Annotated in this window: 13 protein-coding genes and 3 tRNA genes; 11 read left to right on the forward strand and 5 right to left on the reverse strand. The window is 36.9% G+C overall.

Annotated features, from left to right (window positions below; all coding sequences use genetic code 11):
• Position 1 precedes the first annotated feature (1 nt).
• The 6 genes from AC1Q8N_RS06915 to AC1Q8N_RS06940 all read left to right on the forward strand — a co-directional run bounded on the left by AC1Q8N_RS06915 (position 2) and on the right by AC1Q8N_RS06940 (position 3,224).
• Positions 2-76 (forward strand) — tRNA-Asn (locus AC1Q8N_RS06915).
• 6 nt (positions 77-82) lie between these two features.
• Positions 83-173: transfer RNA gene (locus AC1Q8N_RS06920), tRNA-Ser, on the forward strand.
• 5 nt (positions 174-178) lie between these two features.
• Positions 179-250 (forward strand) — tRNA-Glu (locus AC1Q8N_RS06925).
• 135 nt (positions 251-385) lie between these two features.
• Positions 386-880 carry an RNA polymerase sigma factor gene (locus AC1Q8N_RS06930; protein WP_087958373.1) on the forward strand — a complete coding sequence of 165 codons (495 nt, stop codon included), beginning with the start codon at positions 386-388 and terminating at the stop codon, positions 878-880.
• The gene (locus AC1Q8N_RS06935; protein WP_098079240.1) at positions 867-1,862 is read left to right on the forward strand and encodes an anti sigma factor C-terminal domain-containing protein; all 996 of its coding nucleotides are present in this window, start codon (positions 867-869) and stop codon (positions 1,860-1,862) included. The genes AC1Q8N_RS06930 and AC1Q8N_RS06935 overlap by 14 nt, the downstream gene beginning before the upstream one ends.
• 417 nt (positions 1,863-2,279) lie before the next feature.
• The gene (locus tag AC1Q8N_RS06940; RefSeq protein ID WP_048541166.1) at positions 2,280-3,224 is read left to right on the forward strand and encodes an L-lactate dehydrogenase; all 945 of its coding nucleotides are present in this window, start codon (positions 2,280-2,282) and stop codon (positions 3,222-3,224) included.
• Positions 3,225-3,550: 326 nt separating this feature from the next.
• Here the strand turns inward: AC1Q8N_RS06940 and AC1Q8N_RS06945 are convergent, their stop codons facing one another.
• Together AC1Q8N_RS06945 and AC1Q8N_RS06950 are read right to left on the reverse strand one after the other, a co-directional pair.
• Complete coding sequence (locus AC1Q8N_RS06945; RefSeq protein WP_098079237.1) at positions 3,551-7,774, reverse strand: S8 family serine peptidase; 4,224 nt, start codon at positions 7,772-7,774, stop codon at positions 3,551-3,553.
• Between the two features lie 32 nt (positions 7,775-7,806).
• Positions 7,807-8,412, reverse strand: a complete 606-nt coding sequence (locus AC1Q8N_RS06950) for a CalY family protein (RefSeq protein ID WP_098047218.1) — start codon at positions 8,410-8,412, stop codon at positions 7,807-7,809.
• Positions 8,413-8,883: 471 nt separating this feature from the next.
• Here AC1Q8N_RS06950 and glgB point away from each other — a divergent pair, with 471 nt between their 5' ends.
• From glgB to glgP, 5 genes are all read left to right on the forward strand, one after another.
• Positions 8,884-10,821: a 1,4-alpha-glucan branching protein GlgB gene (gene glgB / locus AC1Q8N_RS06955; RefSeq protein ID WP_098079235.1), complete on the forward strand. Its 1,938-nt coding sequence runs from the start codon at positions 8,884-8,886 to the stop codon at positions 10,819-10,821.
• Positions 10,769-11,899, forward strand: coding sequence for a glucose-1-phosphate adenylyltransferase (glgC, locus tag AC1Q8N_RS06960; RefSeq protein ID WP_000057613.1), 1,131 nt, complete (start codon positions 10,769-10,771; stop codon positions 11,897-11,899). Before glgB ends, glgC begins: the two co-directional genes overlap by 53 nt.
• A gap of 18 nt (positions 11,900-11,917) precedes the next feature.
• Positions 11,918-12,952 (forward strand): glucose-1-phosphate adenylyltransferase subunit GlgD, encoded by a 1,035-nt coding sequence (gene glgD / locus AC1Q8N_RS06965; protein ID WP_000504143.1) that lies wholly within the window; start codon positions 11,918-11,920, stop codon positions 12,950-12,952.
• A 113-nt stretch (positions 12,953-13,065) separates the two neighbouring features.
• Positions 13,066-14,496 carry a glycogen synthase GlgA gene (glgA, locus tag AC1Q8N_RS06970; protein WP_002203738.1) on the forward strand — a complete coding sequence of 477 codons (1,431 nt, stop codon included), beginning with the start codon at positions 13,066-13,068 and terminating at the stop codon, positions 14,494-14,496.
• A gap of 18 nt (positions 14,497-14,514) precedes the next feature.
• Positions 14,515-16,923 carry a glycogen phosphorylase gene (glgP, locus tag AC1Q8N_RS06975; protein WP_098124474.1) on the forward strand — a complete coding sequence of 803 codons (2,409 nt, stop codon included), beginning with the start codon at positions 14,515-14,517 and terminating at the stop codon, positions 16,921-16,923.
• 120 nt (positions 16,924-17,043) lie between these two features.
• On the opposite strand, the gene AC1Q8N_RS06980 is transcribed toward glgP, so the two are convergent.
• The 3 genes from AC1Q8N_RS06980 to AC1Q8N_RS06990 form a co-directional block, all read right to left on the reverse strand.
• On the reverse strand, positions 17,044-17,178 hold the full coding sequence (locus tag AC1Q8N_RS06980) for a hypothetical protein (protein ID WP_000911073.1): 135 nt from the start codon (positions 17,176-17,178) through the stop codon (positions 17,044-17,046).
• 76 nt (positions 17,179-17,254) lie between these two features.
• Positions 17,255-17,977 carry a lipase family protein gene (locus AC1Q8N_RS06985; protein ID WP_001260119.1) on the reverse strand — a complete coding sequence of 241 codons (723 nt, stop codon included), beginning with the start codon at positions 17,975-17,977 and terminating at the stop codon, positions 17,255-17,257.
• 174 nt (positions 17,978-18,151) lie between these two features.
• On the reverse strand, positions 18,152-18,934 hold the full coding sequence (locus AC1Q8N_RS06990) for a TIGR00266 family protein (RefSeq protein ID WP_001147830.1): 783 nt from the start codon (positions 18,932-18,934) through the stop codon (positions 18,152-18,154).
• Between the last annotated feature and the right edge of the window lie 236 nt (positions 18,935-19,170).

Below are 19,170 nucleotides of genomic sequence, written 5' to 3' on the forward strand. Positions count from 1 at the left end.
TTCCGCAGTAGCTCAGTGGTAGAGCTATCGGCTGTTAACCGATCGGTCGTAGGTTCGAGTCCTACCTGCGGAGCCATATTATAGAGAAGTACCCAAGTGGCTCAAGGGGCTCCCCTGCTAAGGGAGTAGATCGCGAACGCGGTGCGAGGGTTCGAATCCCTTCTTCTCTGCCAGAATTGGCCCGTTGGTCAAGTGGTTAAGACACCGCCCTTTCACGGCGGTAACACGGGTTCGAATCCCGTACGGGTCATACTAAAAGAGATAGCATAATCTGCTATCTCTTTTTTGTTTTGTAAAAGCGGACTTTGGATAGTCTGCTTTTTTTTATGGATTTTTTGTATACTTTTTTCTATTTGAATGTCTAACTAATAGATAGGAGAGAGCGATGGAGTATGAAAAGGTTATTATAGAAACATCAAAAAGTATTTATAGATATTTGCTCAAAATTGGAGTAACACCAGCAGAAGCAGAGGATATCGTTCAAGATACGATACATAAAGCGTTAGTATCTATACCGAATATGAAAATTACGTATATCAAAACATGGCTATTTCAAGTAGCGATTAATAGGCATCGTGATCTAGCAAGAAGGCAACAGCGCATTGAACAAATACCGATTGAATCTGTTCAATTAATTGGAGCAAAAGGATTAGATGAACCGCTTTTAAGGAAAGAGCTTCAAGTAGAAATACAAAGCATACTTGGAAAGATGAATCCAATATATAAACATATTCTTTTATTAAAGTATGACTATGAACTCTCATATAAGGAAATAGCAACTGTATTAGAGATGAAAGAAGATACCGTGCGTGTTTCTTTATATAGAGCTCGAAACGAGTTTAAAAAGCTGTATAGGAGGTTGGAAGATGAGCAGAGATGATTTCGATTTTGATATAGATTCAAGTAAAGTATCAAAAATGTTGAAGAAGGCGAAGCGAAGACAGTTATTAAAAATTACAGTAATTTCGATTTCACTTTTTATTGTTCTATTCTTCGGTTTTATAATAGTAATTTCGCAATTAAACAATAGAGCTTACTCAGAGATGGATCGTGACTTAAATATGATAAGACAAATTACAAGACCCAATACAGAAAGAGGCGTGGCAATTACTCCTAATGGTATATTTAAAAGCACAGTAGAGTATAAAACGTATAAAGTTATTGAAGGGAAACCTGTTAAGTGGGAGGATGAAGTGTATGAGTATAAAGTTTGGAATACATTTCGCCTAGTATCGAATGTAAATCCATTAACAATATCAGATAATGTTGTAATAGGAAATGAACATATTAATAAAACAAGTGAATTGTATAATAATCAAACGATGGAAAGAGAGATGCAATTTTATCTCCCATTTGCTTCATATAATAGTTATATAAATGATTTAGAGAAAATAAAAGATGAAAAGAAAGTAGCTGAATTGGCTATATCTTTTGATAAACCGTATAAGGTCTCCGAACTAAAAGACATGTTACCAGAAGGAGTTCATCCTGTTTGGTATTGGGTGGACACATATTATGATAAAAATTCGTATTATATTGATGATATGACTGAAAGTGCTTATAATGTGTACGGTTTTAAAGCAAAACCAGGTGATATTGAATTTGGAAATGGAACGGAAAAAGATTTCCTTTTAGCAATTCAAAATGGGCTGGAGCAAAAGGGAAAGTATTATGAGGAATATAAGCGTATATATGACTACCTAAAAGGAAAGAAAACAAAACCAAGTGAGCAGGATGTAAAAGTCATTGGAGTAGTTGTGACAGGAACGGCTGCGGATTTACAGAAGTTAAATGGTCAAAATTTCGTAAAAGCTGCTGTATTAGGAGCTACTGCGGAAAATAAAGAAAGAAGCTGTCTCTAATAGATGATCTATTGGAGACAGCTTCTTTATGTTGTCATTATTGTCGGGTTTTGTCGGTAAGTCGATATTCCTTGTCGAATCGTTGATATATTTTGAGTTACGGTCGATATATTCTAAAAATCGTTGATATATTTAAAGAATCGTCGATATAATTTCACTTACCGGTAAAAACGGAACAATTTCACGTTCACAATCTAAAGAAAACGCCTCCATTGAGATTGATTTCATACTTGATTTAATAACTTTACACTCTATGTGAAAAAGTTCACAAATAGGTCATAATTTGTGAAGTAATTCACAATAATACGTGCTACAATATGAATGTAAAGAAGTTAAACAACATTAAATTAGTATTTTAATTAATTACTTAAACAATCATAAAAAAATAGATGTGAACAATAGAGAGGGGAAATTACCATGAAAAAAGGTATCAATCGTGTAGTATTAGTAGGAACAGGAGCTGTAGGTTGTAGTTACGCTTACTCAATGATCAACCAAGGTGTAGCTGAAGAATTCGTATTAGTAGATGTTAATGAAGCAAAAGCAGAAGGGGAAGCAATGGATTTAAGCCATGCGGTACCATTCTCTCCATCACCAACAAAAGTTTGGAGCGGTAGCTATGCAGATTGTAAAGATGCAGATCTAGTTGTTATCACTGCTGGATTACCACAAAAGCCAGGTGAAACTCGTTTAGACTTAGTTGAGAAAAATACAAAGATCTTTAAACAAATCGTTCGCGGCATTATGGATAGCGGGTTCGATGGAATTTTCTTAATCGCTACAAACCCAGTTGATATTTTAACTTACGTAACTTGGAAAGAATCTGGTTTACCAAAAGAGCGTGTAATCGGTTCTGGTACTACTTTAGACTCTGCTCGTTTCCGTTACATGTTAGGTGACTACTTAGATGTAGATCCACGTAACGTTCATGCTTACATCGTTGGTGAGCACGGTGACACTGAACTTCCAGTATGGAGCCACGCTACTGTAGGTGTACAAAAGTTAGAAACAATCTTAGCTAACAACGAGCAGTACAAACAAGAAGACTTAGATAAAATCTTCGAAAATGTACGCGATGCAGCTTATCATATCATCGAACGTAAAGGTGCAACTTACTACGGAATCGGTATGTCACTACTTCGTGTAACTAAAGCAATCTTAAGCAACGAGAACAGCGTATTAACTGTATCGGCATACCTTGAAGGTCAATATGGTGAGAAAGATGCTTTCGTAGGTGTTCCAGCTGTTATTAACCGCGAAGGTGTACGTGAAATCGTAGAACTTGAGCTAAATGAAGAAGAAAAAGCGAAATTCGCTCATTCTGTAAAAGTATTAAAAGAAACAATGGCACCAGTACTATAATAATTGCTAAATAATTCAGAGGCGGGAAACTGCTTCCTACCTCTGAGTTTTTATATAATTTAATATAAATTCCTTTTCCGGTTTCCCTTGTATATCCCCAATATACCCCTTTTGCTGGATAAGGGTCGTTTATAGAAAAGAGCACTCTACTTTATATAGAGTGCTCTTTATTATCCCGCTATTTGCCGGGCAGTAAGATCCCCACCTCAAAATGCAGCGAAAGCAACGAAGTTAGTTTGGTGATCAACTGCTCGTAAAAGCCCGATTGGTGAGGGCTAATAATCAGTGGGGGATGAACACCCCCCACTGATTAAAGTTTCACTTTATCATTTTTTAGGTGTTAATCCTAATTTCTTTAAAATATCTGCCAGTGTACCGCTTTTTGATTTTTCAACAGGTATTTGTGATTTAGATGCATCCGGTCCTTTTTTCAAGAAGTTCTTTTCAACGAAACGAATATCTTTTTCGTCGACAATGCCATCTTTGTTAAGGTCGCCGTCTTTTACAGATAGTCCTTTTTTACCATAGTTGCTAGCGATAATTTCAGCATCTTTTATATCAATTACTTTATCTCCATTTACATCACCGGCAAGATTTTCATCAGGTCGTGCATAATAATATTGGCCAAGCAGCTTACCATCTTTTTCAGTACCTAATTTCGTTGTTAGTCGGCTTGTTAAATGCCCTGGAACCTCCACGTATAAGTTATAATCACGTTTATTAACAGGAAGTCCATTTAGTTTAAAGTAACCGTATTTATCAAGTGAGCCTTCAAACTTATGACGGTAAGAATCCGTTGCATATACTTTTACACCAAGCTTTGTATAATCGAATTTCTCATCTAAATATCCACGTTCATTTAAGAATGCACCAGGTTTAATATTTCCTTCTACTTTTGAGTTTAAAGACATAACTGAGAATGTTTGATCTTGAAGGACACGCATTCTATTTGGCTCTGATTCACCTTGTTTCCAGTAAGCAAACACTGCTAAATCTAATTGAGCATTTGCTTCATAAAATTCATCATTTTCTACTTTGAAAGTTACATCAATGAACGGGAAATCACCATCTAATCCGCCGAAGTTTTTATCATCGATAGCCCCGCCTACTGTAACAGAACCTTCTTCTAGTTTCGGTTCATTTACTTTTGCTGTTACCCCTTTTTCGGAAAGGAGCTTTTCAAAAGCAGGATTCAATTTCGCATTTGCAAATTTGAAGTTTTTCTCTAGGAATTCTACGTTAAATTCTCCAGACACAAATTGTTTTACATGTTTGGCGTTTAGCGTCACAGTGAATTCATCATCTTTATATAATTCCTTTTTATCGTAACTAGCTTTTGCATATTGAGCGCCTTGCGGGATAAACCAATAGTTATTTACACCGCTCGGGTAGTCAGGACCTGCAGTTGCATAATCGAAAATATATACGCCTGTATTCATTGGGCCTTCCACCTTAAAGGATTCAGGAGTAATGCCAACTTTAAAGTCACCATTTGCATTAATAGGCAAAAACTTATGCAAGTATGGAGAATAATCATAGTACATAACACCGTTCGCTTCTTGCGTAATGTTAAATCCTTTTCCTTTTAAGTAGTCAACGTTAGAATCATATACATTTCCTTTAATCCATAGTGCTTTTTTACCGTCTTCTACTGTATAGTTTTCTTCATTTAATTCATAAATACCAGGCTGTAATCCAGTTAATTTCACTTCTGGCGGTGTATTATCAATTACGACATAATCGCCTTTCACACGTGCTTTTCCGGCTTTATCATAGCCAACAAATTCAATTGTGTAATCACCTTCTGGTAAGTCGATTTTCTCATCACCAATTGGTTTTGCAGGATCATTTGTAAAAGGATACACTCTGCCGTTAAAGAATGAATCTAAGTAGTAATACACGTCCGTTTTTAGTCCACTCGTGTTTAACGTTCCGATGAAGCCGAGAGCCTTATTTGTTTTCGAATCTTTCACGATAAGATCTAACGTCTCCAGTTCGCTATTTAATTGGAATGCCCCGTGCAAATACGATTCACGGTATGGATTGAATGTAGATGTATCAGTTGAGATTGTTTTTCTTGATAACAGTGCATTTTCAATACCAGGCTCTGATACACGAATAGAGAACGGAATTTGATACGTTTCTTCTTTATTTTTCGTGTTTGTAATATGGATGTATCCTTCATATCGGCCTTGCTTTGCACCAGCTGGAATATTAATTTTTGCTTCAATTTCATCTGATTTGCCGGCATCAATCGTAATTGTTTCAGCAGTAGAAACTTTTACACCGTTTGCGGCAGCATCGTTAATAGCAGAAGATGCTGGTGTATAAGAAATTTCTGTTTTAAATTCTTTCTTCTCTTGTTTATTGCGATTTTTAACTTTAATTTTTCGTTTTTGTTCAAGAGATTCCCCGTCTTTTTGATAGTACTTACCGAATGCAATGGATCCAGTTTCTTCAGGTACTTCAATCACTTCATCATTTACAATTGTTTTTGTCGTATCTAACACTTTAAAACTTGTTTCCGTATGAACAGAGTTATAAGCATCTACTCGTCCAGCTCCCACTTCATATACGGAATACTTTTCTTTTAAATCATCAGCTGTGTTCATAAGAGATGCTTTTACATCGAATGGAGAGTATTCTGGATGTTCTTGTAAAATAAGAGCAGCAACGCCAGCGATATGAGGAGATGCCATGGATGTTCCTTGCATACGTTCATAGGAAACATCGTAGTTTTCGCCCTCTTGTGGGTCGTTAATATATTCAGGTACTGTTGAAAGTACCGCAACACCAGGTGCTGTAATATCCGGTTTAATATCATCATTTGATGTAACAGGGCCGCGTGAGCTAAAGTCTGCAAGATGATCGCCTTCTGTTTGAATGTAATTGATTTCATCGAAAGTAAAGGATGTATTACCTTGTTCGATTTGAGCTTTTAGTTTTTCACCATCTTCTTTCGTTAGGCGGAATGCTGGAATGTATTTTGTGCTTTCGCCAACGTAGAAAGGGATTTCTCCGTCCACATTGTTATAAATAATAACTGCTTTTGCACCAGCTTGTTTCGCATTCGCGATTTTTTCATCAAATGAGAGTGTACCACGTGCAACGAGAGCAATTTTTCCTTTTACATCTTTTTTACTAAATTCGTCAGGCGTACCGATTCCGACAGATTCAATAGGTAAGGATTGTCCTTTGAAATCTTCTATTTTATCAGTGAAGTTTTTGCCGAATAAAATTAGGTTAGGGAATTGTAATTGTCCAGCATGACTTGATAATTTCGGTAAGGAAATAGAGCTATCACTTGCTCCAACTGTAATAGCAAATGGAGAAGCACCTGGTGATCCGAGTGTCGCTGGATTTGGACCAGAGTTCCCAGCAGCAACGACTGTAACAACACCAGAAAGCATCGCATTATTAACAGCGATAGACGTTGGATCAAGCGGATTGTTGTTATCGTCACCTAACGATAAGTTAATGACGTTCATACCGTCAGAAATAGATTTATCAATTGCAGCGATAATACCAGAACTATCTCCACTTCCGTATGGACCGAGTACACGATAGTTATACAGTTCAATGTCAGGTGCAACACCTTTTACTGCGGAATCTGATTTGTTTTTCTTTTGAGCAGAAACGATACCTGCTACGTGAGTACCATGCGCGGTGTAGAAGGAAGAGCCACGATCATCAAATTCAGGAGCACCAGATTGTTGCCACTCTGCATACGTAGTCTCCATCGGATCTGCATCGTTATTAATAAAGTCCCAACCTTTTACAGAGTTTGGGTCTATTTTGCTAGAGTCCTCGCCATTTTTTGCACGGTATCCTTTATAAACATCTTTTAAGTCAGGATGATTGTAATCAATACCTGTATCTAATACACCAACTTTAATTCCTTTTCCAGTAATGCCCTCGCTATGTAACTTATCTACTCCAATTTGTGGAATGCTATCTGTTAGTTTTTGAGGTGCTTTCTGCTCTGCTTGTTTCGGTAAATTTAATTTCACTTCGTAATCTTTCCAAATACGCTTTACAACGCCAATTCGTAACAATTCTTCCACTGTATTTGCAGGTAACGTTAGAGCAACCCCATTTATAGCATGCTTATAAGAACGTTTAATTTGTACAGACTGGAAATTCCCTGATTTTACTGATGGGCTGAATTGATAAAGACGTTTGAGTCCTTTTTGAAATTCTTCATGTTCTTGATCAATACGTGCTTTTATATTTTCAGGAGCAGCTTGTAATCCTTTTTCTTTTTGTTTTAATTCATTAATCTTTACTGGAGCCGTTTGAAATTCTACAATGATATTTACTGGTTCGGAACTACTCGTATTAATATCTGGGGAAATAGTAAAACCAGGATTGGCATCTAACGTTTGTAATGCTTGGCGCTGTTCTTTAGAAAGTTTTGATAGTAAAGACTGGGCGTTTGAAGAGTCAATTTGGTTAATAGGGTTTTCAGCAAGTACATTGAACGGAAGGGTAGTTGAAAATAGAACACCAGCCGTTACAATTCCGGTAACAAAACGATTTTTCTTTTTCATATATAGGCCTCCGATAATTTATATTTTAAAAATTATTTCTCCACGCCTGGTGTTTGCTCTGCATGGAATGTCCAGTTTAGCTGCAGGGAATCACCTTGGAATTTATTTTGATCTTGGTCGTTGTCTTCAAAGGAGAAGAGAACGTGTAAATAATCTGTTTCACCAGATTTAATACCATCTATTAAGTTATGACGTTCTAGAGAAGTAGCTACATCCTCCGGTTTCATAGTTTTTAATTCTGATAGTTTTGTTTCCCACAAAATTTCATGATCATCGTTTGGATTAGATGGCTTTCCATCATTCACTAAAAATTTGACGGTGATGTGATCACCTAAATCTTCACCAGCATTATTTTGCTTTGCATCTGTAACCTCATAGGATGTTTCAAGTGCTACTTTTGCAATATCTAATGTTCCTTTGTTTTCAAGCTTGAAATTTCTTTCAATCAAATCACCTGGTTTTAAATCTTTCACATTAACAATTACGCTTGGATTAATAGAAAGATCTAGTGTACCAGCTTGAAATGAGTTACTGGATGTTTCAGAATCACTGAAATAGGCGAATACACCGCCGAATGTAAGGGATAAGCCAAGCGTTGCTGTGACAACTCCCATTCCAACTTTTTGTTTTAATGACATAAGAAAGCCCCCTAATATAATTTTTTATCGAACTTTCGCCTGGAGCATGGATAGAGTAAACATAGTGTTTCAGTATGAATTATAGTTGCGAAGGTTCGAGGTTCTTTATTGAGAACAAGTATATGCTTATGAATTTTCCATTTCAATAAAATTGTGACGAAAAATGTTGAGAAACATTTTTTTATGACAGATTATTTTGTTACGATTTTAAGTGATAACTAGCGAGTAAAATAGGATAAATCTAATGAAATAAAGGTTGAGAAATAAATAATAGGATGAAAGACTAGTAGAGAATGAAGCGTTTGCAATGAATATTCGTCAAAATTCGATATTTTACACAATAAATTTGAATGTTTTAAGCGGAATTAAAGAAAAAAACGAATGTTTTTAAAAAAATAACAAGGATATTTCAGTTTTCCGCAGAAATGATAAAGAGTAAAAAATTTCTGTCATCTTAGTGAGGTGAACATATTGGATGTAATAAATTGTGAAGAAGTGAAACGAGATGAGTTTCATACAGAAAAGTACTATGACAGTTATAACATCTTTGGGGCACATATTGTGACGGAAGATGGGATGCGAGGTGTACGATTCACAGTATGGGCTCCTCATGCGAAAGCAATGAGTGTTGTTGGAGATTTTAATGAATGGGATTATGAGCAACATAAGATGCTACAAGTGACAGAAGAGGGGATTTGGTCCTTGTTTGTACCGCATATTGAAGAGAATGAGATATATAAGTATGCGATTGAAACGATGGATGGTGACGTTATTTTAAAAGCAGATCCTTACGCAGTATATGCAGAAGTAAGACCAAATACGGCATCTGTAGTTTTTGATATAGAGGGATATGAATGGAATGATAAAAACTGGATTCGTAAGAGAAAGAAAAAATCGATTTATAAAGAAGCGATGACAGTTTATGAATTACATTTCGGTTCTTGGAAAAAGAAAGAAGATGGCGCTCTGTATTCTTATAGAGAAATGGCCGAGGAGCTCATTCCGTATGTGGTGGAACATCAATTTACACATATTGAAATTATGCCGCTTGTTGAGCATCCATATGATCGTTCTTGGGGATATCAAGGGACGGGATATTATGCAGCGACAAGTAGATTCGGCACGCCACATGATTTGATGTATTTTGTCGATGAATGTCATAAATATGGAATCGGTGTCATTTTAGATTGGGTGCCGGGGCATTTTTGTAAAGATGCTCACGGTTTATATTTGTTTGATGGGACACCGACTTATGAATATAAAGATATAGATGTACAAGAAAATCTAGTATGGGGAACTGTTAATTTTGATTTAGGGAAGAGGGAAGTACGTAATTTTTTAATTTCAAATGCGTTATTTTGGATGAAGTACTTCCATATTGATGGTTTCAGGGTGGATGCAGTTGCGAATATGCTGTACTGGAATAAAGAAGGACAAGAGCAAAGTAATGAGTACGCTGTTTCATTTTTACGAGAGTTAAATGAAGCGGTGTTTGCAGAAGATGAAGATTTTCTTATGACAGCAGAAGATTCAACAGCTTGGCCACTTGTAACAGCTCCAACGTATGAAGGTGGGCTTGGGTTCAATTACAAATGGAATATGGGCTGGATGAATGATGTGCTGAAATATATGGAGTGTGCGCCTGAGTATAGGAAGTATATTCATGAGAAAATGACGTTCTCTTTAATATATGCTTACTCTGAAAAATTCATATTACCGCTTTCTCATGATGAAGTCGTTCATGGGAAAAAGTCGTTATTAAATAAAATGCCAGGAGATTACTGGGATAAGTTTGCTCAACTTCGTTTATTATATGGATATTTCTTTACTCATCCAGGTAAGAAATTACTCTTTATGGGTGGAGAATTCGGGCAGTTTGATGAGTGGAAAGACCTTGAAGATTTAGATTGGAATTTACATGATTTTGAAATGCATCGTTATATGCATGATTACTTTAAAGAGCTCATAGCATTGTATAAGCGCTCCAAACCACTTTGGCAGCTTGATCATTCACCTGAAGGATTTCAGTGGATAGATGCTAATAATCATGAGCAAAGTATTTTCTCGTTTATCCGTCAAGGGGATAAACAAGAAGATGCGTTAGTTGTCGTATGTAATTTTACGAAAGCTACATATGAAAACTATAAAGTAGGCTTGCCAGATTTCGAGTATTATAACGAGATTTTAAACAGTGACGCTGAGCAATATGGCGGATCGGGGCAAGTGAATAAGAAACGTCTCAAGACGATTCAAGAACCGTATCATAATCAAGCGGCACATGTAGAAATTACAATTCCACCATTTGGCGTATCCATATTACGACCAGTGAAGACGAGAAAGGGGAGTAAAAAACAAGATGGCTCAAAAGCAAAAGTGCGTAGCAATGTTACTAGCAGGGGGAAAAGGTAGTCGATTAAGTGCATTAACAAAAAATTTAGCCAAGCCAGCTGTTCCATTTGGTGGTAAATATCGCATTATTGACTTTACGCTAAGTAACTGTGCGAATTCTGGTATTGAAACGGTTGGGATTTTGACGCAATATCAACCACTCGAACTTCATAATTATATCGGAATCGGCAATGCTTGGGATTTAGACCGAGTAAGCGGTGGAGTCACAGTGTTACCTCCTTATGCGGAGTCTTCAGGTGTGAAGTGGTACACAGGTACAGCAAGTGCCATTTATCAAAACTTAAACTATTTAAGTCAGTATGAACCAGAGTATGTTCTGATTTTATCAGGCGATCATATTTATAAAATGGATTACAGTAAAATGCTAGATTACCATATTGAGAAAGAAGCGGACGTTTCGATTTCTGTTATTGAAGTGCCGTGGGATGAAGCGAGTCGCTTCGGTATTATGAATACGAACGAAGAGATGGAGATTGTTGAATTTGAAGAGAAACCGCAATTTCCAAGAAGTAATCTTGCATCAATGGGAATTTATATTTTTAACTGGGCAATTTTGAAAGAGTATTTAGAGATGGATGCAAGAAATCCTGAATCTAGTAATGATTTCGGAAAAGATGTACTTCCGCTTTTATTAGATGAAGGGAAAAAGCTTATGGCGTATCCGTTTGAAGGATATTGGAAAGATGTTGGAACGGTGAAAAGCTTATGGGAAGCGAATATGGATTTACTTCGCGATGAAACATCGCTGAATTTAAACGATCGTAATTGGCGTATTTATTCTGTGAATCCAAATGAGCCACCTCAATATATTGCAGAAAAGGCAAAAGTAGAAGAATCACTTATTAACGAAGGATGCGTCATTGAAGGGGATGTGAAGCATTCTGTATTATTCCAAGGGGTGACGGTGGAAGAAGGTAGTATGGTTATTGATTCTGTCGTTATGCCAGGAGCGAAGATTGGTAAAAATGTTGTGATTGAAAGAGCGATTGTTGGATCGGAAATGGTTATTGAAGATGGAACAATTATTCGTCCAGAAAAAAATGTCGACGATGTAGTACTCATTGCTGAAGGGAAATAGAAAAGGGGGATGAAATGAATGGGAGAAAAAATGTTAGGAATTATTAATGCAACGGGAAGTTTTCCTTCCTTAAAGAAAGTAACAGGGCATCGTTCATTAGCGGCGTTACCATTTGGGGGCCGTTATCGACTCATTGATTTCATGCTTTCAAATATGGTGAATTCTAATATTCATAGTGTAGCGGTTTTTACAAGTCATAAAAACCGTTCACTAATGGACCATGTTGGTTCAGGAAAACAGTGGGATTTAGATAGAAAAAGAGACGGACTGTTTTTATTCCCGCCAAATTGCCAATGTGACCAAGATGAATTTGGGTCTTTTGCACATTTTAGAAGACATATTGATTATTTTTTAAGAGCTAGAGAAGAATACGTTGTTATTACGAATAGCCATCTCGTAACAGCATTAAATTTTCAAGCGGTGTTAGAGCGACATATACATACGGCAGCTGATATTACTGAAGTTTGCCATGAAGGGGTTTCGCTTCAAACATACGTGTTAAAGAAACAATTATTGTTAGATTTATTTGAGACATATAAAGATGTGGAGCAATACAGTTTATTTGATGTAGTGAGAGAAAAGCGCGGAAAATCACTGCATATTGCTACGTATGAGCATACAGGATATGTAGCTATTATTGATTCAATTGAAAGTTACTATAAACATAGCTTAGAAATTTTGCAACCTGCTATTTGGAAGCAATTATTTAAGAAAGAAGCACCGATCTTTACGAAAGTAAAAGATGAACCACCAACTCGTTACCTGAAGGGTGCAGCCGTGAAAAATACAATGATTGCAAACGGCAGTATTATTGAAGGAGAAGTAGAAAATAGTGTTATCTCCCGTTCTGTTAAAATTGGAAAAGGCTCAATTGTTCGTAATAGCATTATTATGCAAAAGAGCAAAATTGGAGATAATTGTATAATAGACGGTGTTATTATTGATAAAGACGTGAAAATTGGTGACGGTGTTGTACTAAAAGGAAACGCCGATGAGCCATATGTTGTAGAAAAAGGAAGTATTCAAAGCAGCACGATTAATAGTTATTCTTAAAAGAATCAGTGGGGGTTTTTCCTCCACTGATTAAAGCATTCATTCAAATGAAAACTCGAAGGGAGGAAGCTGCAAGGGAAGTCGTATAAGCTTTTCGTGCAGTGGGACAACAAGTGAATATTTTATTTGCAGTATCAGAATGTGTACCATTTGTTAAATCGGGAGGATTAGCTGATGTAGCAGGTGCGCTCCCAAAAGAGCTGAAAAAATTAGGTGTGGACGTTCGCATTATACTTCCAAATTATAGTCTTATTCCGCAAAAATTAAGGGATGGATGTACGTTACATAAAGTAATTAACGTCCCGCTTGGGTGGAGAAATCAATATTGCGGAATTTTAAAAGGTGAGCAAGACGGGATTACGTATTACTTAATAGATAATGAATATTATTTTAAGAGAGATTCTTTATATGGTCATTATGATGACGGAGAGCGTTTTTCTTATTTTTCGAAAGCAGTTTTAGAGTGTATTCCGCATCTTGATTTCGAAGTGGATGTTCTTCATAGCCACGATTGGCATACAGCTATGGTGAATTTCTTACTGCGTGAAAAGTATCAAGATAATCCATTATATGAGCATATTAAAACGGTGTATACGATTCATAATTTGCAGTTCCAAGGTGTATTTCCTCCTGAAGTGATGTATGACTTGTTAGAACTTGGTGATGAATATTTTCATAGTGAGCAGCTAGAGTTTTATGGAAATGTGAACTTTATGAAGGGCGGAATTATTGCTTCTGATCAAATTACAGCGGTTAGCCCGACATACAAAGAGGAAATTCAATATGAGTTTTTCGGTGAGAAGTTAGATGGGTTGTTACGAAAAAATAATGGTAAGCTTAGCGGCATCGTAAATGGAATTGATACGAGCGTATATAATCCAGAAACAGATTCGTATATTACTGCTCAGTATGATGCAGAGTCATTAGAGGAAAAGAATGAAAATAAACGCGCCTTGCAGCGTTATTTTGGTTTGCCAGAAAAAGAAGATACACCAATTATTTCGATGGTAACGAGATTAACGAAGCAAAAAGGTCTTGATTTAGTACGTACTGTATTCCGCGAAATAATGGAGGAAGATGTGCAATGTATTATTTTAGGATCAGGTGATTCTGAATATGAACAATTCTTTGAGTGGATGGCATACGAGTATCCTGAGAAGGTAAAAGTGTATATCGGATTTAATGAAGAACTAGCCCATCAAGTGTATGCAGGAAGTGATTTATTCTTAATGCCATCACTATTTGAACCGTGTGGACTTGGACAACTTATCGCATTAGCGTACGGTACAATTCCGATTGTAAGAGAGACAGGCGGATTAAATGATACTGTACAATCTTATGACGAAGAAACTGGAGAAGGAAATGGTTTCAGTTTCACGAACTTTAATGCGCATGACATGTTGCACACGGTTCTTCGTGCGATTGAATTTTATCATGATAAACCGGTATGGGAGCAGCTTGTAAAACAAGCGATGACTGAAGATTATAGCTGGGAGAAATCAGCTCTTGCCTATAAGAAATTGTATAAAAGTCTCATGGAATAACATGTAGGTGGTGAAGAAATGTTTACTCATGTTGAAAGTTTCAAATCAGCTTTTCTAGAAAAGTTAGAGACGATGTATGGTAAAAGTTTTAAAGACTCTACAACTCGTGATCAATACAATACGCTTGGGTACATGGTACGTGAGTATATGAATAGTCAATGGATTGCAACGAACGAAAGTTATCGGTCTGGAGAGCAAAAGCAAATGTATTACTTATCCATTGAGTTTTTACTTGGGCGTTTGCTTGGAAGTAACATATTAAATTTAGGCATCAGGGATGTATGTGAGCAAGGACTTTCTGAGCTTGGGATTTCTTTGCAACAGTTAGAAGAGGTGGAAGCAGATGCAGGTCTTGGAAATGGTGGACTTGGACGATTAGCAGCCTGTTTCCTTGATTCACTTGCATCTTTAAACTTACCAGGTCATGGCTGTGGAATTCGTTACAAGCACGGCTTATTTGATCAAAAAATTGTTGATGGTTATCAAGTTGAATTTCCAGAACAGTGGCTTCTTCATGAAAACGTATGGGAAGTAAGAAGGCATGATCAAGCTGTAGAGGTAAGTTATTTCGGCAATGTTGAACCGCTATACATTGACGGGCGTTTAGAGTTCAGGCATACGAATGCAGAAGTGATTATGGCAGTACCATATGACGTTCCAGTAGTAGGTTATGAGACGAGTACTGTAAATACACTCAGACTTTGGAATGCTGAACCAGTTCCTTTCCCGCAAAATTGCAAAGATATTTTGAAATATAAGCGTGAAACAGAGGCGGTATCGGAGTTTTTATATCCAGATGATACGCATGATGAGGGGAAAATACTTCGTTTGAAGCAACAGTATTTCCTCGTATCGGCAAGTTTGCAAAATATCGTTCGTATGCATAGAGAAAGATATGGTGATCTTCGTCAATTACATGAGAAAATTGCGATTCATATTAATGATACACATCCAGTTTTGGCGATTCCAGAACTAATGCGTATTTTATTAGATGAAGAAAAACTAGCATGGGAAGAAGCTTGGCACATAACAACGCAAACGATTTCTTATACGAATCATACGACGTTATCAGAAGCGCTTGAGAAGTGGCCAATTCACATTTTTAAACCGTTATTACCGAGAATTTATATGATTATTGAAGAGATTAATGAACGTTTCTGTCATGAACTTTGGGAACGTTATCCATATGAATGGCATCGTATTGAAGAGATGGCGATTATTGCGCATGATCTTGTGAAAATGGCTCATTTAGCAATTGTCGGTAGCCATAGCATAAATGGTGTAGCAAAAATTCATACGGGAATTTTAAAGCAACGTGAAATGCGATTGTTTTATGAGTTTTATCCAGATAAGTTTAATAATAAAACGAATGGAATCGCTCATAGACGTTGGCTAATGAAGGCGAATCCACAGCTGACGAACCTTATTTCAGAGGCGATTGGAACAGAGTGGAAGAAAGAACCGATTAAGCTTCAAGCGCTGCAAACAGTTCAATACGATGCGAGTTTCCAAGAGAAATTTGCAGAGGTAAAACAAGAGCGTAAAGAGATTTTAGCGGAGCGTATTCATAATAAAATGGGGATTACAATTGATCCTAATTCTATTTTTGATGTGCAAGTAAAAAGACTACATGCTTACAAACGACAATTATTAAATGTTCTTCATATTTTATATTTGTATAACCGTTTGAAAGAGGATGCTAGTTTTACATTTTATCCGCGTACTTTTATCTTTGGAGCGAAAGCATCACCTGGCTATTACTATGCGAAAAAAATTATTAAATTAATCAATGAACTCGCTAGGAAAGTGAATAATGATCCGTACGTAAGCCAATATATGAAAGTTATCTTTCTAGAAAACTATCGAGTGTCTTTAGCGGAAGATATATTCCCAGCCGCGGATGTGAGTGAGCAAATTTCAACCGCGAGTAAAGAAGCATCAGGAACAGGGAATATGAAATTTATGATGAATGGTGCGATCACACTCGGAACGTTAGACGGAGCTAATGTTGAAATAAAAGACCGAGTCGGTGATGATAACTGTTTCATTTTTGGCTTAACAGCGGAAGAGGTTCTTCATTACTATCAAAATGGTGGATATCGTGCAAGTGATTATTATCACCACAATATGCATATTAAAAAAGTAGTAGATCAGTTAACGAATGGCTTCTTTGCACATTCGGGAGCTGAATTTGAAGCAATTTATGATTCTCTCGTAATTCAAAATGATGAATACTTCGTTCTGCGAGATTTTGGTCCATATGCGGAAAGGCAAGAAGCTGTTGGTAGAGCGTATGAAAACCGAACGAAGTGGCTAGAGATGTCGATTTTAAATATTGCACAGTCTGGTCATTTTGCGAGTGATCGAACGATTTTACAGTATAGTAATGAGATTTGGAGTATTGGTAATGCCGTTACACAGTATTAAGTGAAAGTCCCTTTTGAAGGGACTTTTATTCATGGAGACAAAGTATATTCACTTTTAAAAGAGGAATATAATTGCTAAAAACCGAGCTTAATCTCATTAAGCTCGGTTTTCTTTTTTTGCTTAAGAAAGAAATGGGATAGCGGTATATATGATACCTGTTCCACCATATTCTCCCGTCGCAAAGTATGAAAATGTAAAGAAACCTGTAAACGTAAAAATTACAATGAGAAAAAGTGCAAAGATAAATTTTAGCATGTAAGGTCCCCTCATCCAAAAATAACTTCATATATTATTATAGTATAAGGATATAGGGTTTCCAATCATTACCTGGTTAAAAATGAGAAGTCAGACATGTTTTGTATGTTGTCATGGCATGATTATTTGTAATAGATTTTGTGTTTTTTGTAAAAGTCATGTTGTGATGAACGTGTGCATATTCCCAGTCTTGGTCATTAAAATGGACATTGCGCGGAGGGAGAAGAGGAACGACATCAAATAGATTAACGAAGCGAAAGCTACTAGCTACTTGTAGTTTATAATAATTACGAAATGCAATATCGCCCACTTTGGGAGAGGCAAATGTATAAAGACCGTACTGTGCGAAGGCGGTGTTGATACGCGCATCGAGTATATGTAGTGTGGCGAGCGCCCCGCCTAAGCTATGACCTGTTGCAAGGAGTTTTTTATGGGCTGGTAGTGATACGAGCATATCCATAATAGAATCTCGGCAAGATTCATAAATGGAAAGAAAGCCGTTATGGACATTTCCGCTGTTTAAAGCATATGGGTATGGTTTTTGGTTAACGAGTGAATCGATAATCCAGTCTGTATCTGTTTGTGTTCCGCGAAAAGCTACAATAATCGTATCCTCAGATTCTAGTATGAATCCGAACCATTCTGTCGTTTGAATGGTTTTTCCTTGAAAGCCTTGTACATATTGAAAACCATCCGGTATTTCGAAAATCCCATTTTGTTTATATTGTTCATACGTTAACTCACAACAAGAAGCTAACAATATGGCGGTATCTTTATCGAAGGATAAAGGAGTACGCATTAAGGAAGCCCTCCTTAAGAAAAGGTATAGTTCAATATATGCAGTGAGGGACTTGATTCATTCTTTTGGAGGGGGCAAATAGTTTGTATCGCGTATATAAATTAGTGGATGAAATTATAGCGACTTATGGACGAATCATGCCAAAATAAAACAGCACCCCATAAGGGCACTGTTTTACTCTTTTCCATCTAATAAACGTCCAAGTCCGCCTAAAACGCTGCCTTCACCGCTGTTTTGAGCTGCTGGGCTTGTAAGGCGTGCTGCTAAACGGCTAAGTGTTAAGGACTGAATCCAAACCGTTCCAGGACCTTCTAACGTTGCGAAGAATAAACCTTCGCCGCCAAATAGAGCTGTTTTTACTTTTCCAACGAACTCGATATCGTAGTTAACGTCTTTTGTCATGGCAACGAGACAACCTGTATCGATGCGAAGTCTTTCGCCAGGTTTTAATTCACGCTTATATACAGTTCCTCCTGCATGCATGAAAGCGAGTCCATCACCTTCAAGTTTCTGCATGATGAAACCTTCACCACCGAAGAAACCAGTTCCAATTTTTTTCGTAAACTCAATTCCGATAGAAACGCCCTTTGCTGCACAAAGAAACGCGTCTTTTTGACAAACGACTTTTCCTTGATATTGTGTTAAATCAACAGGGATGATTTTTCCTGGATAAGGAGCGGCGAATGATACGTGGCGCTTGCCATGACCTGTATTTGTAAAGACAGTCATAAACATACTTTCACCTGTAACAAGACGCTTACCAGCGCCCATTAATTTACCGAATAGACCACTAGATGGGCCAGAACCATCACCGAAAATGGTTTCCATTTCGATATGATCTTCCATCATCATCATTGCGCCAGCCTCTGCGATAACGCTTTCTTCTGGATCTAATTCAATTTCAACAAACTGCATATCATCGCCATATAATTTATACTCGATTTCATGTGCTTGCATTTTTTCACCTCATTATATGTAGTAATTATATTGTACAGAAATCAAAGGAATTAGAATACTGTAGATTTGTTAATTTTTGAATAAAAATAGAATGAAAATTTAAGGTTATACTAGGATTATAAAAAACGATGGGTTGAAAGTGTTCTCATTTGACGTTTTTGACATAGCATGATATAGTGAAAATACTATTGAGCTACATAATGTGGTACGGAAATAAAGCACGTTGTATTAAAGGC

It is taken from the genome of Bacillus sp. GW823-FHT06B01 (genome assembly GCF_058952315.1).